The organism is Cellulosilyticum sp. ST5 (assembly GCF_046529625.1).
GTDB classification, from domain to species: Bacteria; Bacillota; Clostridia; order Lachnospirales; family Cellulosilyticaceae; genus Cellulosilyticum; species Cellulosilyticum lentocellum.
This window is the reverse complement of sequence record NZ_CP132338.1, coordinates 2,872,903-2,896,870: the sequence shown is the minus strand read 5'-3', so window position 1 is coordinate 2,896,870 and position 23,968 is coordinate 2,872,903. Positions and strand designations below refer to the sequence as shown.

At 35.5% G+C, this 23,968-nt stretch carries 19 protein-coding genes and 1 riboswitch; of the genes, 18 read left to right on the top strand and 1 reads right to left on the bottom strand.

Annotation, left to right across the window (positions count from 1 at the left end):
* Window positions 1–67: 67 nt before the first annotated feature.
* The 10 genes from QTL86_RS14320 (at window position 68) to QTL86_RS14275 (ending at window position 10,671) form a co-directional block, all read left to right on the top strand.
* Window positions 68–628: a TetR/AcrR family transcriptional regulator gene (locus QTL86_RS14320; protein WP_127065671.1), complete on the top strand. Its 561-nt coding sequence runs from the start codon at window positions 68–70 to the stop codon at window positions 626–628.
* Between the two features lie 26 nt (window positions 629–654).
* Complete coding sequence (locus QTL86_RS14315; RefSeq protein WP_410495223.1) at window positions 655–1,068, top strand: hypothetical protein; 414 nt, start codon at window positions 655–657, stop codon at window positions 1,066–1,068.
* Window positions 1,069–1,142: 74 nt separating this feature from the next.
* Entirely contained in the window at window positions 1,143–2,000 is an 858-nt protein-coding gene (locus QTL86_RS14310) for a S66 peptidase family protein (protein ID WP_410495222.1), read from the top strand.
* A gap of 299 nt (window positions 2,001–2,299) precedes the next feature.
* Window positions 2,300–3,202 carry a carbohydrate ABC transporter permease gene (locus tag QTL86_RS14305; protein WP_127065674.1) on the top strand — a complete coding sequence of 301 codons (903 nt, stop codon included), beginning with the start codon at window positions 2,300–2,302 and terminating at the stop codon, window positions 3,200–3,202.
* Between the two features lie 14 nt (window positions 3,203–3,216).
* Window positions 3,217–4,035: a carbohydrate ABC transporter permease gene (locus tag QTL86_RS14300; protein WP_127065675.1), complete on the top strand. Its 819-nt coding sequence runs from the start codon at window positions 3,217–3,219 to the stop codon at window positions 4,033–4,035.
* A 23-nt stretch (window positions 4,036–4,058) separates the two neighbouring features.
* On the top strand, window positions 4,059–5,312 hold the full coding sequence (locus tag QTL86_RS14295) for an ABC transporter substrate-binding protein (RefSeq protein WP_127065676.1): 1,254 nt from the start codon (window positions 4,059–4,061) through the stop codon (window positions 5,310–5,312).
* A 120-nt stretch (window positions 5,313–5,432) separates the two neighbouring features.
* On the top strand, window positions 5,433–6,524 hold the full coding sequence (locus QTL86_RS14290) for a glycoside hydrolase family 105 protein (RefSeq protein WP_127068006.1): 1,092 nt from the start codon (window positions 5,433–5,435) through the stop codon (window positions 6,522–6,524).
* Entirely contained in the window at window positions 6,525–7,850 is a 1,326-nt protein-coding gene (locus QTL86_RS14285; RefSeq protein WP_410495221.1) for a glycoside hydrolase family 28 protein, read from the top strand.
* Between the two features lies 1 nt (window position 7,851).
* Window positions 7,852–9,021 carry an MFS transporter gene (locus QTL86_RS14280; protein WP_410495220.1) on the top strand — a complete coding sequence of 390 codons (1,170 nt, stop codon included), beginning with the start codon at window positions 7,852–7,854 and terminating at the stop codon, window positions 9,019–9,021.
* 9 nt (window positions 9,022–9,030) lie between these two features.
* Window positions 9,031–10,671: a hypothetical protein gene (locus QTL86_RS14275; protein ID WP_410495219.1), complete on the top strand. Its 1,641-nt coding sequence runs from the start codon at window positions 9,031–9,033 to the stop codon at window positions 10,669–10,671.
* 31 nt (window positions 10,672–10,702) lie between these two features.
* On the opposite strand, the gene QTL86_RS14270 is transcribed toward QTL86_RS14275, so the two are convergent.
* Window positions 10,703–11,611, bottom strand: a complete 909-nt coding sequence (locus QTL86_RS14270; RefSeq protein WP_127065680.1) for a helix-turn-helix transcriptional regulator — start codon at window positions 11,609–11,611, stop codon at window positions 10,703–10,705.
* A 187-nt stretch (window positions 11,612–11,798) separates the two neighbouring features.
* Here QTL86_RS14270 and QTL86_RS14265 point away from each other — a divergent pair, with 187 nt between their 5' ends.
* The 8 genes from QTL86_RS14265 to QTL86_RS14230 all read left to right on the top strand — a co-directional run bounded on the left by QTL86_RS14265 (window position 11,799) and on the right by QTL86_RS14230 (window position 23,968).
* A complete protein-coding gene (locus QTL86_RS14265; protein WP_127065681.1) occupies window positions 11,799–12,680 on the top strand; it encodes an ROK family protein in 882 nt (293 codons plus the stop codon).
* 216 nt (window positions 12,681–12,896) lie between these two features.
* Complete coding sequence (gene rsmA, locus QTL86_RS14260) at window positions 12,897–13,763, top strand: 16S rRNA (adenine(1518)-N(6)/adenine(1519)-N(6))-dimethyltransferase RsmA (protein ID WP_127065682.1); 867 nt, start codon at window positions 12,897–12,899, stop codon at window positions 13,761–13,763.
* A 761-nt stretch (window positions 13,764–14,524) separates the two neighbouring features.
* The gene (gene tnpA, locus QTL86_RS14255; RefSeq protein WP_410495218.1) at window positions 14,525–14,635 is read left to right on the top strand and encodes an IS66 family insertion sequence element accessory protein TnpA; all 111 of its coding nucleotides are present in this window, start codon (window positions 14,525–14,527) and stop codon (window positions 14,633–14,635) included.
* A 492-nt stretch (window positions 14,636–15,127) separates the two neighbouring features.
* On the top strand, window positions 15,128–15,373 hold the full coding sequence (locus tag QTL86_RS14250) for a phage tail protein (RefSeq protein WP_127065683.1): 246 nt from the start codon (window positions 15,128–15,130) through the stop codon (window positions 15,371–15,373).
* Window positions 15,374–15,462: 89 nt separating this feature from the next.
* Window positions 15,463–16,782: a cadherin-like beta sandwich domain-containing protein gene (locus QTL86_RS14245; protein WP_410495217.1), complete on the top strand. Its 1,320-nt coding sequence runs from the start codon at window positions 15,463–15,465 to the stop codon at window positions 16,780–16,782.
* A gap of 188 nt (window positions 16,783–16,970) precedes the next feature.
* Complete coding sequence (locus tag QTL86_RS14240) at window positions 16,971–22,340, top strand: S-layer homology domain-containing protein (RefSeq protein WP_410495216.1); 5,370 nt, start codon at window positions 16,971–16,973, stop codon at window positions 22,338–22,340.
* 222 nt (window positions 22,341–22,562) lie between these two features.
* Window positions 22,563–22,736: riboswitch (cobalamin riboswitch) on the top strand.
* Window positions 22,737–22,762: 26 nt separating this feature from the next.
* Window positions 22,763–22,894: a hypothetical protein gene (locus QTL86_RS14235; RefSeq protein WP_256372388.1), complete on the top strand. Its 132-nt coding sequence runs from the start codon at window positions 22,763–22,765 to the stop codon at window positions 22,892–22,894.
* Window positions 22,895–22,966: 72 nt separating this feature from the next.
* Window positions 22,967–23,968 carry an ABC transporter substrate-binding protein gene (locus tag QTL86_RS14230; RefSeq protein WP_127065686.1) on the top strand — a complete coding sequence of 334 codons (1,002 nt, stop codon included), beginning with the start codon at window positions 22,967–22,969 and terminating at the stop codon, window positions 23,966–23,968.

Sequence of the window (23,968 nt, the reverse complement as noted above, 5' to 3'; positions counted from 1 at the left end):
AAAGGAAATTTGACAAAGAAATTATTTTGAATTAAAATGAACATAGTTCAAACGAGGAGGAGATAACTTGAATATAGTTATAACATCTGCAGAATTATTATTGAATGCAAGCAAAAAGATTGCTGCTGAAAAGGGAATTAAGGCTATTAATATAAGAAACGTGGCAGAAGAGGCAAATGTTTCCGTAGGTTCTGTTTATAATTACTTTAAAAATAAAGAGGCTTTAATAAGCGAAACCATTGCTGCTATATGGTGTGATATATTTCATAATGCTGAGGGATATAAAGAACTAGATTCTTTCCATGACTGTCTTATATGGCTAATAAGTATGATTGACAAGTGTTGTAGTGAGTATCCAGACATACTGACTGCACATCCACATAGTATTCATCAGAAAGAAGAGCTAGAAAAAGGCCGTATGATGATGGAGAAATATCTTACACATATTCATTACCATTTAAAAAAAGTTCTTGAAAATGATAAAAAGATTAAGGAAGGGATTTTTGATGATTCCTTCACTAGAGATGAATTCATTAACTTTACCTTTTCAAATATTGTTCTCAGTGCAAAAGGTAACCAAAAAAATTATTCTACTCTGATAAAACTAATTGATAAATTACTATATTGATAAGTATCCTTTAAGGGGGGATTAAGATGGTTAAAAAATTTAATTTATTATTTCTAGCAGGGCTAGTATGGAGCATTGCAGGATATAATGTGCTACATATTGGATGTCAGGCTTATGTAGGCCATATTTCTGCTTTTTTAATTGCATTATCTATTTTAGTTTTTGCATTTTTTCAATTCATAGTTTTTGGGCCTCTTGTTAAAAAGCATACTAAGAGAATTACATCTTATGAAATGGAAAAGCAGTGGTTTTGGCATTTTTTTGATAAGAAGTCTTTTATAATCATGGCAGTGATGATGTCTGGTGGCATTATAATTCGTATGGAGCATTTATGGCCAGATTGGTTGATTGCATTTTTCTATGTGGGACTTGGATTTGCTTTATTGTTGGCTGGCCTTACCTTTTTTGAAAAATTTATAAAGTTTAAGCTTGCAAAATAAAAAGAGTGCGGAAAACTATAGTATACTTAATTTGAAAAGATAAAAGAATAACAAGATATAAGGAGGTGGAGATCGTGCCATTATTAAAAATAGGTGATACAGTAGCGTTAGTAGGTTGTTCTAATGGACTTAGTACAGGGATGCAAGAGACAATAGCAGCTCTCAAAGAAGTGTTAGAAGGCTGGGGGCTAGAAGTATTAAGTAGCCCATATATTTATGCCCAAAAGGATGTTTTTGCGGCAAGTGGAAAAGATAGAGCAGCGGCATTAATGAACTTTTATCAAAACGAAAGTGTAAAAGCTATCTTTGACATTTCAGGAGGGGATATTGCCAATCAGGTATTACCTTTCTTAGATTTTGAGAGGATAAAAAAGGCCAATAAGCCATACTTTGGTTATAGTGATTTAACGACGGTCATTGATAGTATTTATGCTAAAACGGGAATAAGCTCTTATTTATACCAAGTCAGATTCCTTATAGGAGATGATGCAAAGGTTCAGCAAGAAGCCTTTTATAAAAGCTTATTTGAAGAACAAGAGGATTTATTTCAATTTGATTATCACTTTATAAAAGGTGAAAAATTAGAGGGTATCATCATAGGTGGTAATATTAGATGCTTACTCAAATTAGCAGGTACGCCTTATTTCCCTGATTTTAAGGATAAGGTCCTCTTCTTAGAAGGTATGAGCGGTAAGCCAGCTCAAATGGCTACCTTTTTGAATCAATATAAGCAAATGGGTGTATTAGATGAAGTCAAAGGGATTTTACTAGGCAGTTTCTTAGAAATGGAAGAAAAAGCTTTAAGCCCAACCATAGAAGAACTGTTACTAGAATTAATAGGGGATAGAGATATCCCTATTGCTAAAACAATGCAAATAGGACATGGCAAAGACAGTAAATGCCTTCGTATAGGTGAAAGGATTTCTTTGTAAAGGACTTATAGTTTTGTTGTTAACCTCCTCTTATTAATTAAGAGGAGGTGTTTTTTTTATCTACAAATAGAGTGTTTTATGTCCATAGTGCACTTATAACTAAGAACTATGAGTATTGGCATTAGTACAATAGTGATGAAATTGACAAGTTTTATTGTAAGTATATGGATATATTGACTAAATGATAAAAGCAAAATATGCAATGTTATTTCAATTAATACTAAAAAAATGCATAGCACTAGAAATATTTACTGTTTATAATTAGCTTAACATAAATAATTAACAGAGGAGGAAATAGTGTGGTAAAAACAGGGGTTTTGAAAAACAGAACACACAAAAAAAAGGACTATCTCCACAAATGGGCATTAGCCTTTTGCTTACCTAATATATTATTTTTTATTGTGTTTTTTGTGGCGCCCGCAATTGTAGGAATCTGGTATTCTTTAACTAATTTCAATGGGTTAAAACAAATGGATTTTATAGGATTAGAAAACTATATTAAATTATTTAAGGATGTAGAATTTTATAAAATCCTATGGAATACAGTGAAGTTTACAGTAGTATCAGTACCAATTGGCTATATAGCTTCGTTGGGATTAGGGCTACTACTTTCATCAGAGAAAATAAAAGGTATTTCTATACTAAGGATTTTAATTTATTGGCCTACATTGCTTTCTACCATTATGGTAGGTCTTACATGGAAATGGATATTTGGAGAGAGCTTTGGACTATTCAACTATGTTTTAGGAAGACTTGGAATGGATCCAATTGGTTGGGCAACTAATCCAACTGCTGCATTTATTACAACCATTATAGCCAGTGTATGGGCAGGATGTGGAACGAATATGCTGATTTTCATAGGAGCACTTAAACAGATTCCTGGAGAACTCAAAGAAGCAGCAGTTATTGATGGGGCAAATAGTTGGAATGTATTTAAAAGTATTACACTTCCAAGTATAAAACCAGTTTCTTTTATGGTCATTATTTTATCTATTATTACATCCTTCAAGGCATTTGCAATGGTACAGACGTTAACAAATGGTGGACCTGGTACATCAACCACCTATATGATTCAGTACATTTATAACACAGGATTTGACAAGATGAAGGTTGGTTATTCTAGTGCGGCATCTATGGTATTATTCTTTATTTTAATGGTATTGTCCATAGTACAGACTAGAATGAATAATAATAATGATTAAAGGAGAGTCAGAAAATGAAAAAAGCTAGAAAAATTTTTACATACATCTTTTCAATTGCTTTTGCGGCTATTTGGATTTTTCCTGTGCTCTGGCTGCTCATAAGTTCTTTTAAAGACGGCAGTGAACTATTTAGATATCCATTAACATTTTTACCGGAATCCCCCACATGGGAAAACTATAAAGTGGCACTTGAGCAATTCGATTTCATACGATACACAGCAAATACTGCATTTGTAACAATAATAGCTACTGTTAGTACCATTTTAATGAGCTGTATGTGCGGTTATGGACTGGCAAAGTACAAATATAAATGGATTAATATTTTGTTCTTTGCACTATTAGCTACCACCATGCTTCCAACAGAAGTTATTATGCGTCCAAGCTTCACTATTTTATATAAATTGGGACTTTATGATTCACTATGGGGATGTATTATTCCAACAGTAGGAACCATGACGGGAGTCTTTATGATGAGGCAGTTCTTCATTACAGTACCAAATGAGTTAATGGAATCTGCTAGAATCGACGGAGCAAATGAAGGAGTGATTTTTGCAAAGATTATGCTTCCTATTTGTAAATCACAGATTGCTGTATTAGCAATCCTAAGCTTTAGATGGAGATGGAATGATTATATTTGGCCACTACTTTCACTTAGAAGTCCAGAGAAGTATACATTGCAGTTAGCGTTAAGAACACTATCAGGTGCAGAAGCTGTTAACTGGACAGTATTACTTGCAGCATCAGTTCTTTCTATGATTCCAGTACTTATTGTATTTATTATATTTAATAAACAAATTATGAGTTCTAATATGTCTTCTGGAGTAAAAGGTTAAATAAAAATTGGAGGAGTGATAATATGAAGAAAAAGTTTGCAGTATTAACATTAGGCCTGGCTATGGGATTATCAACTATATTAACAGGATGCTCTGAGAAATCAGAGGGAGTAGTAGAACTAGAATTATTATTAAGTGATGATACATTAGAAGGTGGAGCCATGGCCCATATGGTTGAAAAATTCAATGAGGAATATAAAGATAAAGGAATAAAAGTAAAACTTAATGAAGTTGCATACGCAGATATTAAAACTCAACTTCAAAATAGAGCTGCTGTAAATGAGTTGCCATCATTAGTTAAGACAACCGAGCTGGTTCAATTTGCAGATTACATTCATCCATTAGAAGATTCTTCATTGAAAGCAGAAGATTTTCTTTTAGATGGTACTATTGATGGAAGATTCTATGCACCTACAATTAATACGACTGCAGTTGGTATGATTATTAACAAAACTGCCTTTGATAATGCAGGTGTTGCTTATCCACTTACAGAAGAAAAAAGATGGACATGGACTGAATTTGAAGAAGCTGTAAAAGAAGTACAAGAGAAGAATACTAACATTCAAACAGGATTTGTAATGGATCACTCTCAGCAAAGAATTAACAACTTCTTATATCAATTTGGAATGGAACTTTTTGATGCAAACGATTACAACAAACTAACATTTAGAAGTGATGCAACCAAACAAGGCTTAGACTACTTACTTAATATGTATAAAGCAGGTGGCATTTCTAAAGCATCTGTAGGTGTAGGAACAGAAAATGCACAAGATGTATTCAAAACAGGTACTGTTGCAGCTCACTATGCAGGAAGCTGGGTAATGAGTGATTATGCTCAAAATATTAAAGACTTTGAATGGGCTCCAGTACTTATGCCATATGAAACAGATAAGGCTACTAGCCTTGGTGGAAACTATTTTTATGCTATGGAAGGTACAGGTCATGAAGCAGAAGCAGTTGAGTTCCTTGAATGGTTCTTCGAAGATGAGAATTATGCAGAATATTGCAGCTTAGGTAACTACTTACCAGGTAAAAAAGGTATTGAGCCTAAATATTCAGTAGAAGGTTTAGATGTGTTTAACACAGAAATTAATGAATCTAATAGTCAATCAAGCTATGACAAAATGGTAACAACTCAATACCATGCTAATGAAACTTATGGTAATGCTGTAAGAGATGCATTAGATAAAGCTATTGCAGGAGAAATGGATAGCGAAGGTATTATGGATTACGTAATAAAGACACAGCTAGAAACTTTAACAGGTGTGTATGAATAGGACTATTATTTTAGCAGATTAGAAGTAAGGCCGTCATACGAAAAGAATTAGTTCGGTGACGGCTTTTTATGACTCAATATATATTAAGGGGAAAGGAATAGAAATATAATGTCGAATACTATGGAGAAACAAAACATTCTTAGAACAATAGACCTCTATGTGAATAGTTTTGAAAAAGTGTTATACGAGGTAGATGATATTTTTCTGAAAGGAATGGAGAATCATAATCTCGTAGGAGATGATATTGAAAAGTACAAATTTTGGGAATGGACACAGGGTGTTGGATTATTTGGATTTTGGAAGCTGTATCAACATACCCAGGATAAGCGATATTTGAAAACCCTTAATGAATACTATGATAGACAATTAAAAATTGGCTTGCCTTCAAAGAATGTCAATACCACAGCACCACTCCTAGCAATGTCCTTTTTAGCTGAGTATGAAAAGCGTGAAGACTATATGGAAATATGTAAAGAGTGGGCAGAATGGATGATAACATCTTTTCCACGTACCAAAGAAGGGGGATTTCAGCATTTAACCTCGGATACTTTAAATGAACAAGAACTATGGGATGATACACTATTTATGGCAGTCCTATTTCTAGCTAATATGGGAAGAATTCTAGATAAGAGTGAATATAAAGAAGAAGCTAAATATCAATTTTTACTTCATATAAAATATTTAACGGATCGAAAAACGGGATTATGGTTCCATGGATTCACCTTTAATGGCAATCATAATTTTGCAGAGGCATTATGGGGCAGAGGAAACTGCTGGATTACAGCGGCTATTCCAGAGTTCATTGAAATGGTAGAGTGCGAAGAAAGTGTAAAACGCTTTTTAACTGAATCATTAAAAAGCCAAGTAGATGCCTTGGTTAAGTATCAGTCAGCAGATGGTATGTGGCATACATTAGTGGACGATAAAGAGTCTTATTTAGAAGCTAGTGCAACCTGCGGATTTGCCTACGGTATATTAAAAGGGGTTCATTTAGGATTATTAGGACAGGAATATGTAGAGTATGCCAAAAAAGCTGTTGCACCTATTCTAGATTATACAGATGAAGAAGGTATTTTACATCAAGTATCATATGGTACACCAATGGGGAGAGAAGATAAGGATTTTTATAAAAACATTGAATTAAGACCAATGCCATATGGACAGGCACTAGCAATCCTATTTATGTTAGAGATATTAAAGGAGGAAAAATAGATGCAATATAATGTATTAGAATATGGAGCAATAGGCGATGGCATCACAAAGGATACACTAGCTATACAAACAGCAATTGATGAATGTACAAAAGCTGGAGGCGGCAGAGTAGTATTACCAGCTGGAGGGGTTTATAAAGCTGGATCTATTATATTAAAATCTAATGTTGAATTTCATGTGGAAAGTGGAGCTGTTTTAATGGCCAGTGATGATTTAAATGATTATCAAGCTTTGGATCCTTTTGAAGGAGTGGAAGTAAAGAAAGAAAGTAATGTACCCTCTTATATTAATTGTGAGTATGATGGTCGTCCACGCCACTACTTTATTTATGCACAAGGCGGAGAAAATATAAGAATTACAGGATTCGGAAGTATAGATGGAAGTGAAGAAATATATCATGGACATGAGGGTCAGTATCACATAGAAGGAACATACTATCCACGTATACCAATGATTTTAATTGAAGAAGTTAAGCATTTAACGGTAAAGGACATTACACTTACTAAATGTGGCTTCTGGACTTTACATATGGCAGGTTGCTATGATGTTTTAATCGAAGGCATTCGTATTTTAAATAGCTTAAAGATGGCTAATAGCGATGGCATTGACCCAGACCACTGTGAGAATGTAAGAATTATCAATTGCCATATTGAATGTGCAGATGATTGTATTGTCTTAAAAAATACTAAAGGGTATGAAAAATATGGACCATGCAAAAATATTATCATCTCAGGCTGTACTTTGATTTCAACAAGTGCTGCCATTAAGTTTGGTACAGAAAGTGAGAGCAATTTTGAGAATATCATTATTGAAAACTGTTGTATTAGCCGTAGCAATAGAGGAATCTCTTTACAACTAAGAGACAAAGGCAATATTGAAAATGTTCAAATCTCTAATGTGACCATTGAGACCAGAAGATTTTCAGAGCAATGGTGGGGAAGAGCAGAACCTATTTATATTACTGCTATCAATAGAAAAGATGGTGTTACAGCAGGGCAGATTCGTAATGTGAGAATAAGCAATGTGAATTGTAAGAGTGAAAATGGTATATTTATTTCAGGTAGCGAAGGACATATTATCAAAGATCTGGTTTTAGAAAATATTAATGTAACTCTTGAAAAAACATCTAAATGGCCTTCTGATAGTTATGATATTAGACCATGTCAAGGTGAAGGCATTATACCATCTAAGCTTTATGGTATGTATATAGATAAGGTTGATGGTATAAAGCTTTCTAATGTAAAAGTAAATTGTAAGGAAAATATGAAAGAATTCGTGGCAGGAGAAAAGCATATTCTTCAAGTAGAGAATATGGAAACTATGTAACATGAAAGAGACCCATAAATCACGAATTTTATATGTTACCCTAGCCATTTTAATGGTTGCATTAGGTGCCAGTGATGCACTAAGAGGTATATTTGCTCCAGTTTTTCAGTCTCATTTTGGATTAAATGCTTTTCAGATTTCTATGATTATGACAGTGAGCTATGCAGGTAATTTACTTTTTCTTCTGATAGGGACAAAGTTAGCTGATCGTTATCAGAAGAAAAAGGTGTTTTTAGGTGTATTACTTTTATGGATTTTAGCAGTCGGTCTTTATTTAGTGACAGATAGTTATTGGATGCTTCTCATAGGTGTATTTATAACGATGGGAGCATCCACCTTACTAAATACCATGATTAATCTTTTAACGCCGCTATTATTCTTGTCACCAGTTATGATTGTAAATACTTTGTTTTTTGCTCAGGGTATGGGAACCAGTGCAAGCCAAGGTATACTCGGACGTTTTGCTTCTGATTTTAATTGGTGGAAGTTAACTAATGGAGTGTTACTCATACTAGGAATTATTGCTTTTTTACTCTTTTACAAAGTGGAGATTCCAGAAAAAACAGAAAGAGTTGATAAAAAAGGTAGCTCTATAAGAGAAGTAGTGAGTAATCCAGCATTTATCTATTTGTTCTTGATATTTGGCTGCTACTTTGTTGCAGAACATGGCATTATGAACTGGTTTGTTATATATAGTAAAGAACAACTTGGGTTAGTTGAAGGACAAGCTTCCTTATATTTATCTTTGTTTTTCGGTGGCATAACAATAGGACGGTTTATTTTTGCACCAGTTGTTCAAAAACTAGGGACCATAAAAAGTATTAAGTATTTTGGCGTAGTAGGGGTTATTTTCTACATAGGGGCAGTTGCTTTTGGAATCAAAGGAACACTTTTCTTATTAGGATTATCTGGTTTGTTTTTGTCTGTTATTTATCCTACCTTGGTACTTTCTGTACAGGGATTTTATCCAGAGGATTGTGTGGCTTCAGCAACTGGAACCATTATAAGCCTAGCCACTCTGTTTGATATTGTATTTAATGTAGTTTTTGGAAAAACTATCGATTTATTTGGATATCGTATTGGATTTATGATATTACCTATTAGTTTACTTTGTTTCTTTGGAATCTTTTTGATTTTTATTAAGAAAGTAAAGATGAAACGTTATATTTAGGAGGAAATGATGTTAGCTCATTATTGGAAGATACTAAAGGATACTGAAAAAAGGGTAGAACATAGTTTAAGATCACAAGTGTTAGCAGAAGGTCCTACACAAGGGGGCTTTGTAGATAAAAAAGGATTGATACATGGGAAACACGCCATTTATTGTGCTACGACAGCCATTGCGGCCTATTGTAATAGTGATTCTGTTTATTATAAAGAGCACCGTGTTTATCAGATGATTAATCTAGCATTAGATTATGTCATTAGGGTTCAACATGATAATGGGCTTTTTGATTTAATTAGTTGTAATTTCTTCTCTGCACCAGATACAGCATTTTGTATTAAAAGATTTCTACCCTGCTTAAAGTACTTAGAAAAACAGAGAGAAACACAAGAAGAAGAGCATATTTACCAAACTATAAAAGGTATTGTAAGAAAAGGTGCTGAAGGCTTAAAAATAGGTGGTTTTCATACACCTAATCATCGCTGGGCTATTGCTTCTAATTTAATGGAGTGTGGCAAATATTTTGATGATGAAGAAATGATTTTATGCGCCAATCAGTATCTTAATGAAGGTATTGACTGTAATGAAGATGGAGAGTTCGCTGAAAAGTCATCTGGTAATTACAATAGGATTAATAATGATGCCATGATAACGTTAGGCGATATAACAGGTGAAGAAAGATTTTATGAGTATGCTGTCAAAAATCTAGAAATGATGCTTACTTACATAGAGCCTAATGGCAGCATTTTTACTGCCAATTCTACAAGGCAGGATAATGGTACATTGGTTTTCCCAAAGGATTACTATATGGAATATTTGGATATGGGATATCGAAGAAATATACCAGAGTATCTAGATATGGCAAACTATATTTTTAAAATCATTGAAGAAAAGGGTATTACTGCACCAGATCATCTGATTCATATGATGAATCGCCCAGAACTAAAGATGCTAGAGCATGAAGGCATACGTAATGTATTAGATTTTTCTAGACTCTATCAAGAGTCAGGGATACTTAGAGTACGCCATGGAGAATATAGCTATACATTAATGGCTCAAAAGTCAGGCTTCCTGCACTTTAGTAATCAGACAATACATATGGAAATGAAGCTTGGTGGCAGCTTTTTCGAACATAGAGGCTTTATTCCAGAAGTACTAGAAAAAACAGATACAGGACATTGTTTAGAACAAGTCATGAAAGGCTGGTACTATTTACCCTTTAAAGAAAAGCCAGCTACTAGTGATTGGTGGAAGATGGACAATGAGAGACGTGAAACATTTGAAGGACCACAAATGAAACTTAAAGTTCAGGTGGAAGAAGAGCAAGACGGTATAAATGTTCATATACAAGCTTCTGGGGTTGAAGGAGCACCCTTCCGTGTAGAAATAGCAGTATCAGGAGCAGACCTGCTTTGGAATGAGCAATTTACTGTACAAGCAGCACCAGGTAATAGCATGATATTAAAACAGGGAAATGTAGTATTTTCTAATAGCAGTGATAGTTTAGAAATAGGACCAGGTTTTGGAACACATCTATTTACCAATGGAAAATTTGGAAGCGAAGAGCAATCAAAATATGCTTTTACCCTCTATTTAACGGAGTATACGGAATTTGATAAGGTTATTAAAATTAGAAGCGGAAAGAAAGTGGTATAGTTAAAAAAGCAGACCTTAACGGTCTGCTTTTTTAGGACTCTGGTTTCCAAGATATACCGGTTTTTCGAAACTCTGAAGGAGAAACCTGGCACTCACGTCGGAAAATACGATTAAACTGAGAAAAGCTTTGAAATCCGCATCTTTGAGCTATTTCAGTGATAGAGAAATCAGTGTTTTGAAGCAGATATTTGGCATTTTGAATTCTACTAATTTGTATATAGTGTGTTAAGGTAAAGTTAGTTACTTCTTTAAATTGGTGGGATAAGTAACATGGACTTAAGAAAAATTGTTTGGCCAAAGATGCTAGTGATAAGTCCTCATGATAATGATTATGGATGTAGAAGGCAATATCATAAATTTTCATGTCTTTTGGTGAACAGGTATTATGAGGAATATAAATATTCTCATCTCTAGCATGGACTAGATCATAAAGAAAGTTTATAAATTTCATATGTATAATCATTTGGCTTGTAGGGTCAGCTTCATAGGAAGTACTTTTGGTCAATGTAAATATATCATCAATAGGGGCAAATAGCCTTTTTCTGGTATGAGGTTCAAATCTAAAAATAGGTACTTCTTCCTCAAAAATATTAAGAAGCGGTTTATAATATTCAAGCTCATTAAACGTATCATCAGGGAGTATAAAATTAACAATTAAGCGTTTGCTAGGCTCCCCTTCTGGATAAATAGACTTGTGAAGAACAGAAGGTGGTAAAAGAACTAGGTCTCCAGCAACAATATCATAAGGAATACCTTTAATTAAATGCTGAGCTTGAGGGCTAAGAAGAATCATGATTTCATAGAAAGCATGATAGTGCTGAAATTCCATATTAATATCAAATGAACGTTCACCATAATCAAAATAGTAGTGGCATTGAAGCATATCGTTCATCGTAATGAAGTGATCACGTTCATAGTGTAATAAATAGTTTTTTGCCATTGAGAGACTCCTTATGTAGAGAATGAAGAGGTTGTTATAAAAATAAAGCTTGATATTTTTTAATTACATAACTGATAGAGATAATTTTAATTATAGTTTAACCTAGAATATATCATAGAGCAACAATAAGAAAAGTATATAGGTGGCTAAAAGCCTATTAAACTAATAGATGAAGGAGATGAATAGAATGATATTTGGAGCATTAGAGGCAGGCGGTACTAAGATGGTGTGTGCCATAGGAAATGAAGAGGGGAAAATTATTGAGAGAATTTCTATTCCTACGACAACACCAGGGGAAATCATGCCAAAATTGATTGAGTTTTTTAAAGGAAAAGAGCTTAGTGCTTTAGGGATTGGATGCTTTGGACCAATAGATGTCAATCATAGTTCAAAAACATATGGGTATATCACAAGTACACCAAAGCTTGCATGGAGAAACTTTGATATTGTAGGCGTATTTAAGGAGGCACTTAATATACCTGTTGGTTTCGACACCGATGTGAATGGTTCTTTATTAGGTGAAGCTACATGGGGATGTGCAAAAGGATTAACAGATGCACTGTATTTAACAGTAGGAACTGGTGTGGGTGCTGGTATTATGATAAATGGAAAGCTTTTACATGGTATGCTACACCCAGAGGCAGGTCATATCCCTGTAAAGCCAGAAATAAATGATGTTTATACTGGAAAGTGCCCTTATCATGGAACCTGCTTAGAGGGAGTGGCCTCAGGTCCAGCTATTGAAGAAAGATGGGGAAAAAAAGCTTATGAGCTTACTGAGCGTGCAGAAGTCTGGGAACTCGAGAGTAGCTACTTAGCACAAGCTTTAACTAGCTATATGATGATCTTAAGTCCACAGAAGATTATTTTAGGTGGAGGCGTTATGAATCAGAAACAACTGTTCCCACTTATTAGGCATAAGGTGAAGGCTTTAGTTAATGATTATATTCAAACAAAAGAATTTGAAAAAATGGATGAATACATTGTACCTGCATCATTAAATGATGATCAGGGAATCAAAGGCTGCATTAAATTAGCGATGAATGCATTAGATGAATTAAATCTATAGATACTAAAAGCTTAATAGAAAAATTAATGGCTTAGCAAGATGAAAATAGTGCTAAGCTTTTTTTACTTTGATTATGTCATAATATTGACAATTTGAGTTAAAGATAGAATTAAGAAAAATTATATCTTGAAAGTTTTAGAAGAGGCAATTACTTTAATACTAAAGAAAAATATGCTATGATAAGGCAATGAACAATTTTAAGGAGCGACTAACACTATGCAAAAGATAGCAACAGTGGAAGGCACCAAGGCAGTTATTAGTAAATACCCTTTTGCTTTTCAAAAGAAATTCGGACAAAACTTTTTAATAGACCCACATGTACTTGATAAAATTATTAGAGCCGCAGATATTACAGAGGAAGATTGCGTCATTGAGATTGGCCCAGGTATTGGTTGTGTGACACAGGCCTTACTTGAGCATGCAGGGAAAGTTATTTCCATTGAAATTGATGATCAGCTCATTCCTATTTTAACGGAGCAATTTGGAGCAGAGCCTCACTTTAAACTGATTCATAAAGATGTGCTGAAGGTAGACTTAGCCAAACTCATAGCAGAAGAGTCACCTCATAAAAGAGTTAAAGTAGTAGCAAATTTACCATACTACATTACAACGCCTATTATTATGACTTTACTTGAAAATGAGTTACCTATCGAAAGTATTACCGTTATGGTTCAAAAAGAAGTAGCAGATAGACTTTCTTCTAAACCAAGTACGAAGCAATACGGCGCTATTTCAGTAGCCGTTAATTATTTCTCTGAGCCATACTTAGTGGCTAATGTGCCAAGAAACTGCTTTATGCCTAGACCTAATGTAGACTCAGCAGTTATTAAATTAACCGTACATGAAGAGCCACCAGTAAAGGTGAATAATGTGAAACAAATGTTTCGTATTATAAAAGCAGCGTTCTTGCTGAGAAGAAAAACATTACTTAATACCTTAGCAGCGCACGGAGAATTAGGCCTAGATAAAGATAAGCTTAAAGAGATTTTAGATGAAAGTGGTATAGGCGCTCAAACAAGAGGGGAAACCTTATCCATTGAAGAGTTTGCAAGACTTTCAGATTATATTGATGAACATCGATAAGAATTAAGAATTAAGGGTTGAGAATTAAGAAGGCAAAAGACGGATTAATACACATGAAATAGGGTATTAATCCGTCTTTGTTATAAATATAAGCTAAGACATAGCAAAAGCCCATCTTTCTAGTAAATAACTGAAAAGATGGGCTTTTGTTTGCCAGCCACTTCGTTTTGACCTTTATACCTATGCTTTAGCTCTAAACGGGCATAGCAGCAGCTCCTCAGCACAGCTTGCATGTACAGAGACTAAGGACATAAGTATGAAAGTCAAACCGAAGAGTGAGGAGCTCCTAAAAGTCATAGCCGGTGCACCCTTCGTGATGAGGAAGCTAAGGCTTTAAGACTCTGGTTTTAACTTTATTTAGGGTACTGTTAGATGTAAAGCATGGGCAAATAACTTATAAGAAGCGCCTCCCTTGCAGCGCATCAGTGAACATTTTCCTTAAGTCCAGAGGTACCTATAACAATAGATTGAGACTTGGCTGACCCGGTCAGTTCTTCAGATTGAAGCTGTGGTGATTCTGCTATGGGAAGTTATTTGTTTTATCTTTACACTATACTATATGTGATGAGCAAGCTGATTCCCTAAAAATTTTATTAAAAAAATTTCATCGATGTTCAATAGTGTAAAAATCCCTAGGAGATTGACCAACAGTAAAATAACGTATTGAAAGCGAGAATAACACCTTATCCTCCTATCCCGTCAACCTCATGTCATAAAAAATATACCTCTATACATTAATGATGTATGGAGGTATATTTTTTATGACAATGATATCCAGGGAAGAACAATGGCATAAGCGCATTGATGAATATACAAGTAGTGGATTTAGTATTCAAGAGTGGTGTAAGGTAAACACTATTTCATCAGACTAGTATCACTACTAGAAGAGAAAGTTAAACATATGTATTTACATGCATGCAACATACAATGTTTTACATTTGTAATAAAATTTTAAATATTTTACATAAAAATGTTTAAAAAATTTTTAGAATATTATATAATTTAAATGGCTTTTTAGTCACTACTTATACAAAAATAAAATCACCTTCATTAATCAGCGCTTTTGTTATTGCTTTCATAGAACCTATATTATGCTTTTGAGTCATACTAATATAAGATATCATGGTCATAAAACTTTTGTTACCTTCTTCAGTTCTAAAGCATCCTGTCACCTTGTTTTAACTTTTATTATCCGCACATCTTTTTCACTTTATTATGATTAAAATGACATCAAAGCTTTTACCCACCTAGAAGTTAGTTATATCAGAATATTTAAATGATTGCAGGAACAATTGTCCTCAAATCGCAGTTAATTATTTAAGTAACAAGATTTAATATAAATATAAATTTTAGGAGGTAGGATTATGGATTATTTATTAGGCGAAATTACACTGTTTCCCTATACCTTTGCACCAATGGGTTGGATGTCTTGTGAAGGGCAAATCTTAAACATTGCACAAAATCAGGCTTTATATTCATTAATTGGAAATACATATGGTGGGAATGCAGCGCAGGGGACATTTGCATTACCAAACTTGAAAGGTGCAGAGCCATTGCCAAACATGAAGTACTATATTGCAACAGAAGGGATTTATCCACAAAGACAGTAATGGCGATATTGAATCATTAATAACATTTGTCTTCAAGGTCAATTATCAAAATACGGAAAGTATTTTGATGGAGAAAGGATGGAAAGAATATGGCAGATCCTAATATTGCTTTAAATAAAGCTGCTGGAGCAAGTAGCTACGTATTACCTTATTCGCCTTCAAGAGCGGTTGACGGCACATTACAGCCCACAAGCAGATGGCTGTGTAATACCGTTCCAGCTTATATGACTGTTGATTTGGGTGCCACATTTGTTATTACAGCATGGACTGTAAGACATATGGGTACGGCAGGTTGGGCAACTCCTGATTATAATATGTGTGATTATTCACTTCAAGGAAGCAATAATAATGCAAACTGGGTAGTGATAGACTCTGTTGTGAATAATACAGCAGCTATAACCTCAAGAAGCATAGTGGGGGCTTATAGATATGTAAAGTTAAATGTAACCAAAGGTCTAAGAGTAAATCCTCAATATGCTTCTCTTATGGATCTTGAAATTAATGGTCATCCACCTAATGCAAACCTGTCGTCATTAGCAATTAGCAGTGGTTCGCTTACACCCACATTTAATCCTGCTGTTTTAGCGTATACGACTGCAAATGTGCCCTACGGTACATCAAGTATTACTGTTTCTGCAGCGGCAGCAGATGCTACGTCAACTATAATAGTGAATGGCACAGTAATGACAGGCGGACAAAGTACAGTCAATCTAAATGTTGGAGCCAATACCATAAACGTATTGGTAAAGGCTTTAGATGGTGTGACTACCAAGAATTATACTATTATAGTAGAAAGAGAACAGGGAGCTATCATAAGTAATCTAGTAATCAGTAGCGGAGCACTTAATCCAACCTTCTCAAGCAATCATTTAAATTATACCACTCAAAATGTGGTCTATGATATCAAGAGTGTCACAGTGACACCTGCTACAAATATTGCAGGCTGCGCAATAAAGGTAAATGGAAATACTGCAACTAGTAATCAGCCTTCAACGGTCAATCTAAATGTAGGTAGCAATACGATAAATATTGCTGTCACAAATGGTGCTGCTTCACAAACGTATACCATAACAGTGGTAAGAGAGAACAGTCTGTATTTAGATAGGGTTAATTTAGCATATACTGGAAACAGATTTACATATAGTGATGTTGCTCACATGAATCAAGCAACATTTAACTATACCGCAGTAGTAAGTTTAAAAGCCAGTAGCGTTGTTATTATGCCAATTGCTGAAGATAATGGAGCATCAGTTACAATAACTAGTAATGGTAGTAGTCAAACTGTAGCAAGTAGTGTGGCTTCCGCTGCTATTTCTTTGCCAAATGCAGTTAACACCATTTCATTGGTAGTTTCAAAATCAGGAGCTATAGGGACTAAAAATTATACATTAAGTATAAATAGGGTTTAATTTTATGACGTGCTTCTAAAGTTAATATCTAAGCATATTGAATACTTTATTTAATGTGCTTAGATATTTTAATGTTCATAATGAAAAGATATTACAATAAGCAGTAGTATATTTTTTTGGATTTTTTAATATAATCTATCGATATATGAAAGTAACTTAGCTGGCATAAAGAAAAAGGGAGGATTTAAATGGAATCTAGGATAATAAGAATTATAATATCCGTTATACTTATTGGTAGTATGCTAATAACAAATCCAGTAAGTATTTTTGCTGCAGATATGGTTGAAGATTTTGAGGGATGGGGATTTATAGACGGGACTCCTGCATTAAGTGGAGGGGTATATACATACAATAATTGGAGATTTATTGCAAAGATAGATGGTGCTGCTGCTAACGATGGAGCTATAGAGAAATGGACAGGACCAGCAGGGCTTTCAATATCCACTGGATATGGCCAGGTGGATGAACTACATATTTTAAATAGTAACGGAGATGAGTTTAATTTTGGCGGATTTAATTTTACGGGTTCATCTATACATAGTATGTTTGTAACTGGTTGGAGAGACGGTATACAGGTTACTGAGAAACAGTTTATCAATTATTCTGACACAACTGCAGATGAGTATTTTGATATGCGTAGCAAAGACAGTGAGTTTAAGAATGTCGATGAAATTAGAATATGCGGGGCTGACCTGGGTGGAGGAAATCTTGATATAATCTCAGGATATTTAGAATCGCTTACGTATGATGTTACTCCCGTAGATGAAGTTCCACCAATCATATTGGGTTTAACAATGACTTCAGATAATGCAAATGTAACAACAGTAGCAAAGGTAGGAGATCAAATTACACTAAGCATAACAACCAATGAAAATATTCAAAGTCCAACTGTAACAATTGCTGGGCAGACTGCTATTGTTAACGATGCTGGTGATGGTGATGCGAAGACCTGGAAGGCTACCTATATAATGCAAGAATCAGATACAGAGGGGACAATACCATTCACACTTAATTTTAAGGATATAGTAAACAATGAGGCAATGCAAATGACAGCAGTAACAGCAGGAAGTCCGATCATTTTTGATAAGACAGCACCAACAGCACCAACAGCGGTTACAGTAACACCTATAGGTGGAACGGTTATTGCAAATAGTTTAAATAAGTCAAATACAAACATGACTGCAATAGCGACAATTACTGCGGCTGATGTAACAGGTGGTAAGGCAGAACTTTATCTATCAGATACACTGATTGCATCTGATACGTCAATCACATCAGGAGATACACAGGTCACCTTTAATTTAGGAACAAACAACAATGCTGAGTTGCAGGCGGCAGTTGCATTAGGTGGAATTGTAAGTGTAAAGCTCTACGATATGGCCGGAAATACTTCAATAAGTTCTATAAGCAATCCTACCCTGACTGTTGACTATATATCTGAGATTCCAGCACCTCCCACAGCAATAGTACAACCAATAACAGGAACATTGGAGGTAGGAGAAACACTGACAGGTCACTATACTTACAGTGATGTAAATGGTGATTTAGAAGGAACTAGTATTTATAAATGGTATAGCTCAGATAATATGGCAGGATTAAATAAAACAGTAATAGCAGGAGCAATAACCAAAACCTATGTGCTTACGAGTACAGATATAGGTAAATATATTAGTTTTGAAGTGACACCAGTAGCAGCAACTGGAATAGCACAGGGCATTGCAGTTGAAAGTGCTAGAACAGGACCAGTCGTTTTAGCTGAAGCAGTACCTACAGCTACAGTGAAAGCTATTACAGGAATACTGCAAGTTGGAGAGACTTTGACAGGTAACTATACCTACAGTGATGTAAATGGTGATTTAGAGGGAGCCAGTACATACAAGTGGTACAGAGCAGATAACTCAGCAGGATTTAATAAAACTGAGATAGCAGGAGCAAACGCTAAAACATATGTGCTTCAGAGTGCAGATGAAGGAAAATATATAAGCTTTGAGGTGACACCCGTAGCTTTAACCGGAATAGCACAGGGAACAGCAGTATTGAGTGCATGGGCAGGAATAATAGTACCTGCTGAAGCACCTCCTACAGCAACAGTACAGGCAATAACAGGAACACTACAGGTGGGAGAAACACTAACAGGTCACTATACTTACGGTGATGTCAATGGAGATTTAGAAGGAGCAAGTATTTATAAATGGTATAGAGCAGATAATGCATCAGGGCTTAACAAAGATCAGATAGTAGGATCAACAGGTATAACCTATGTACTTACCAGTGCAGATATAGGTAAATATATAAGCTTTGAGGTAATACCAGTAGCAACAACTGGAATTGCTCAAGGTATTGTAGTAGAGAGTGTGAGAACAGGACCGATAGTAGTAGCTCAAGTAGCACCTACAGCAACAGTGCAGGCTATAACAGGAACACTGCAGGTAGGAGAAACACTAACAGGTCACTATACTTACAGTGATGTCAATGGTGATTTAGAAGGAACTAGTATTTATAAATGGTACAGAGCAGATAATGTATCAGGACTTAACAAAGCTGAGATAGCAGGAGCAACAACCAAAACCTATGTGCTTACGAGTGCAGATATAGGTAAATATATTAGTTTTGAAGTGACACCAGTAGCAGCAACTGGAATAGCACAGGGCATTGCAGTTGAGAGTGCATGGGTAGGACCAGTAGTAGTAGCTCAAGTAGCACCTACAGCAATAGTGCAGGCTATAACAGGAACACTACAGGTAGGAGAGTCTTTGACAGGAAACTATACCTATAGTGATGTAAATGGTGATTTAGAGGGAACAAGCACTTATAAATGGTACAGAGCAGATAGTTCATCAGGACTTAATAAAACTGAGATAGCAGGAGCGAACGCTAAAACATATGTGCTTCAGAGTGCAGATGAAGGAAAATATATAAGCTTTGAGGTGACACCCGTAGCTTTAACCGGAATAGCACAGGGAACAGCAGTATTGAGTGCATGGGCAGGAATAATAGTACCTGCTGAAGCACCTCCTACAGCAACAGTACAGGCAATAACAGGAACACTACAGGTGGGAGAAACACTAACAGGTCACTATACTTACGGTGATGTCAATGGAGATTTAGAAGGAGCAAGTATTTATAAATGGTATAGAGCAGATAATGCATCAGGGCTTAACAAAGATCAGATAGTAGGATCAACAGGTATAACCTATGTACTTACCAGTGCAGATATAGGTAAATATATAAGCTTTGAGGTAATACCAGTAGCAACAACTGGAATTGCTCAAGGTATTGTAGTAGAGAGTGTGAGAACAGGACCGATAGTAGTAGCTCAAGTAGCACCTACAGTAACAGTGCAGCCAATCACAGGAACATTACAAGTAGGAGAAACACTTACAGGTCACTATACTTACAGTGATATCAATGGAGATTTAGAAGGAATAAGTACTTATAAGTGGTATAGAGCAGATAATTCATCAGGACTTAATAAAACTGAGATAGTAGGAGCAACAGGTATAACATATGTACTTACTAGCTCAGATGAAGGAAAATATATAAGCTTTGAAGTAATACCAGTGGCAACAACTGGAATTGCTAAAGGCATTGCAGTAGAGAGCGCATGGATAGGACCAGTAGCATTAGCTCAAGTAGCACCTACAGCAGCAGTGCAGCCTATAACAGGAACACTTCAGGTAGGAGAAACACTTACAGGTCACTATATTTATAGTGATGTCAATGGAGATGAACAAGGAGCTAGCACATATAAATGGTACAGAGCAGATAGTGCATCAGGACTAAATAAAACAGTAATAGCAGGAGCAAATGCAACAACCTATGTACTTACTAGTGGAGATGCAGGAAAGTATATATGTTTTGAAGTAACACCAGTAGCAACAACTGGAATTGCTCAAGGTATTGCAGTAGAGAGCGCATGGATAGGACCAGTAGCATTAGCTCAAGTAGCCCCTACAGCAACAGTGCAGCAAATCACAGGAACACTTCAGGTAGGAGAAACACTTACAGGTCACTATACTTATAGTGATGTCAACGGAGATGAACAAGGAGCCAGCACCTATAAATGGTACAGAGCAGATAATGCATCAGGACTTAACAAGACTGCGATAGCAGGAGCAATAGGTATCACCTATGTACTTACTAGTTCAGATGAAGAAAAATATATCAGCTTTAAAGTAATCCCAGTAGCAGCAACTGGAATAGCACAGGGGACAGCAGTAGAAAGTGTAAGAACAGGTGTTGTAGGAAAGAAATCAGGACAAAGTGGTGGTGGTGGTGGTTCATATTCTCCTAAGGCAGTCATTACTCCAACTATTGAAATATTGATTAACAATGATAAAGTGAACTATGCAACCTCTGAAATTGAAGTGGAAAATGGCAGAAAGAAAACAACCATTCAACTAGATGATGAAAAGCTTACTGCCAAGCTAAATACAGAAAATGTTGGGAGCACGATTATAATTCCTGTATATAACAACTCAGATATTGTAATAGGACAGCTCAACAGTCAAACGGTTAAGAACATGCAAGATAAAGCTGCAACCCTTGAGATTAAAACAGAGAATATTAGTTATACGCTACCTGCAGCAGCTATTAATATAGGTAGCATTTCAGAAAAAATAGGTAGTCAGGTTCAGTTAAAAGATATCAAAGTAAACATTAGTGTTTCAAATTCATCAAAAGAAACAATAACGAAGGTTGAAACCAGTGCTAAAATGAATAACTTCCAGTTAGTAGTACATCCTACGGACTTTGAAATAACTTGCACAAACGGTAGCAAAACGGTTGAGGTATCTCAGTTTAACCATTACGTAGAAAGAACAGTGCTTTTACCAAAGGGAGTTGATCCGAATCAAATAACGACAGGGGTAGTATTTAACAAAGATGGCACTTTCACACATGTTCCTACCATAGTCAAGTATGTTGATGAAAGATATTATGCAAAGATCAACAGCCTTACTAACAGTACCTATACAGTTATTTGGAATCCGGTAACATTTAAGGATGTAGAAAAACACTGGGCAAAGGATTATGTGAATGATGTTGGTTCAAGACTAATTGATGATGGTGTGGGTAATGGGAATTTTGCTCCAAACAGAGCGATAACAAGAGCAGAATTTGCTTCAATGATAGTCAAAGCACTTGGACTAAAAGGAACAAATTCCTCAGAAAAGTTTGGTGATGTTCACAAAGAGGATTCCTATTATGATTATATTTATACTGCCTATGAGTATGGCATACTTAATGGTTATTCAAATGGAAATTTTGGATCACAAGACTTAATTACCAGAGAGCAAGCAATGACAATGCTTGCGAAAGCCATGAAGATAGCAGGTATGAATGTAACAGTATCTGATACGGATGTGAGTAATCAACTTAAGTTATTTAAGGATGCTGAGAGTATTTCATTATACGCAAGACAGGCAGCTACAATCTGCATAGAGAATGGTATTTTTACAGGAGATAATAAGGGAAGGCTTACTCCGCAAGATAACTTAACAAGAGCAGAAAGTGCAACTATTATTATCAAGCTTTTGAAGAAGGCTGAATTAATCTAAGATGCTAGTTGTTAGAGTTTGTAGAATGGTTAAGGATATGATTTGAAAATAATCAAATCAAAGAGTGCCTTCCGTATAGCGGCATCATAGAAAGGTGTTAAGTGCCAAGGGGCAAATCTCATTAAATAGTATAAAAATAATCATAGCTTCATAAGAATAGTAGTAGAGACTGAAGCTTGACAGCATTAAAATAGTATGACATGATAATACAGAAATAATACAAATGAATAAAGCATAGAAGGTGTCCGTAAGGACTTAATAGGGAAAGTTAAGAACTGCAGCCCCCGCTACTGTTAATAGGGACGAAGGCAAAAGCCACTGTAAACCAAGGTTTATGGGAAGGCGCCGGAGGAAGAACTATGAGCCAGGAGACCTGCCTTGTATGTGTGAGAAAGTATTCTTTCGGAGGGAGAGAATAGTACGTGAAACTATCAAAAATAGTTGATGGTGCTATTAATGCTGCCCTAAGAAATCTTGGGCAGCTATTTTATTTTGCCGAAAAATTTTTCAAAGAAAAGCAGGCAGAGATAAAGGGAACTTTTGTCAAAGTATAAGTGATTAAAAGGGCTCTAAGAAAAGAAGATGAGAAAAGGGATTCTTCTAAAAAATAGCATAGGAGGCTAAAAATGAGAAGTAAGAAAGCACTTAAAGGAAAAGTCATTAGTTTATTATTAGTAACCTTTTTAATGGGCTTATTATTAGTAGGCTGTGGCAGTAAAAATCAAGGGGACCAAACAGCTCCAAGTACATCACCAGAAGTCTCAGCAGAAGCCACAAGTCAGCCAGAGCAAACTGCAGATGAAGCATTTAACGTGACCATTACTGATTCTACAGGAACAGAAATTACTTTAACGAAGAAACCAGAGAGAATCGTTTCTTTAGCACCAAGTACAACAGAAATTCTTTGTGCTTTAGGTTTAGAAGATAAAATGGTAGGTCGTACAAAATACTGCAACTATCCAGAAAGCATTACAGCACTTCCAGAAATAGGGGGTACTTCTAACCCTAATGTAGAAGCAATCGTAGATTTAAATCCAGACCTAGTAGTAGGTGCAACTCACGTATCAGAAGAAGTCATTGGTAAATTAAGAGAAGTAGGGATTAATGTGGCTTTCCTTAATGAACAAGAAAACTTTGAAGGAACCTACTCTGCTATTGAAAAAGTAGGTATGCTTACAGGTACAGATGAAAAAGCAGCAGAGGTAGTTGCTGAAATGAAACAAAAAGTAGCTGACTTAGAAATAGCTCTTAAAGGAATTAACTTAACTGAACTCCCAAAAGTATATTATGCAACAGGCTTTGGTGAAAGTGATTACGGTGCAGGTGGAGATACTTTCATTGGTGAAATCATTCATTTAGCAGGTGCTACAAATATTGCCCAGGATATCTCAGGTTGGTCTATTAGCAAAGAGCAAATCGCTGATGGTGACCCAGATATAATTATTGTACCATCAGGCGTAAATATGGCTGCTGACATGGCAACAACTGATTTCTATAAGGATTTAAGAGCTGTGAAAGAAGGCAAAGTTTATGAAATAGACGGAGATAGTATTTCAAGACAAGGCCCTAGAGTAGCAGATGCCCTCGTAGAGATGGCGCAAAAAATTCATCCAGAACTTGCAAAATAA

What these genes read in the sequence shown, in the direction of transcription:
- QTL86_RS14285 (WP_410495221.1), top strand. Translation starts at nt 6,525, where the DNA reads ATGCAATATAATGTATTAGAATATGGAGCAATAGGCGATGGCATCACA.
- QTL86_RS14275 (WP_410495219.1), top strand. Translation starts at nt 9,031, where the DNA reads ATGTTAGCTCATTATTGGAAGATACTAAAGGATACTGAAAAAAGGGTA.
- QTL86_RS14295 (WP_127065676.1), top strand. Translation starts at nt 4,059, where the DNA reads ATGAAGAAAAAGTTTGCAGTATTAACATTAGGCCTGGCTATGGGATTA.
- QTL86_RS14240 (WP_410495216.1), top strand. Translation starts at nt 16,971, where the DNA reads ATGGAATCTAGGATAATAAGAATTATAATATCCGTTATACTTATTGGT.
- tnpA (WP_410495218.1), top strand. Translation starts at nt 14,525, where the DNA reads ATGACAATGATATCCAGGGAAGAACAATGGCATAAGCGCATTGATGAA.
- QTL86_RS14280 (WP_410495220.1), top strand. Translation starts at nt 7,852, where the DNA reads ATGAAAGAGACCCATAAATCACGAATTTTATATGTTACCCTAGCCATT.
- QTL86_RS14270 (WP_127065680.1), bottom strand. Translation starts at nt 11,611, where the DNA reads ATGGCAAAAAACTATTTATTACACTATGAACGTGATCACTTCATTACG.
- rsmA (WP_127065682.1), top strand. Translation starts at nt 12,897, where the DNA reads ATGCAAAAGATAGCAACAGTGGAAGGCACCAAGGCAGTTATTAGTAAA.
- QTL86_RS14230 (WP_127065686.1), top strand. Translation starts at nt 22,967, where the DNA reads ATGAGAAGTAAGAAAGCACTTAAAGGAAAAGTCATTAGTTTATTATTA.
- QTL86_RS14265 (WP_127065681.1), top strand. Translation starts at nt 11,799, where the DNA reads ATGATATTTGGAGCATTAGAGGCAGGCGGTACTAAGATGGTGTGTGCC.
- QTL86_RS14250 (WP_127065683.1), top strand. Translation starts at nt 15,128, where the DNA reads ATGGATTATTTATTAGGCGAAATTACACTGTTTCCCTATACCTTTGCA.
- QTL86_RS14245 (WP_410495217.1), top strand. Translation starts at nt 15,463, where the DNA reads ATGGCAGATCCTAATATTGCTTTAAATAAAGCTGCTGGAGCAAGTAGC.
- QTL86_RS14300 (WP_127065675.1), top strand. Translation starts at nt 3,217, where the DNA reads ATGAAAAAAGCTAGAAAAATTTTTACATACATCTTTTCAATTGCTTTT.
- QTL86_RS14315 (WP_410495223.1), top strand. Translation starts at nt 655, where the DNA reads ATGGTTAAAAAATTTAATTTATTATTTCTAGCAGGGCTAGTATGGAGC.
- QTL86_RS14290 (WP_127068006.1), top strand. Translation starts at nt 5,433, where the DNA reads ATGGAGAAACAAAACATTCTTAGAACAATAGACCTCTATGTGAATAGT.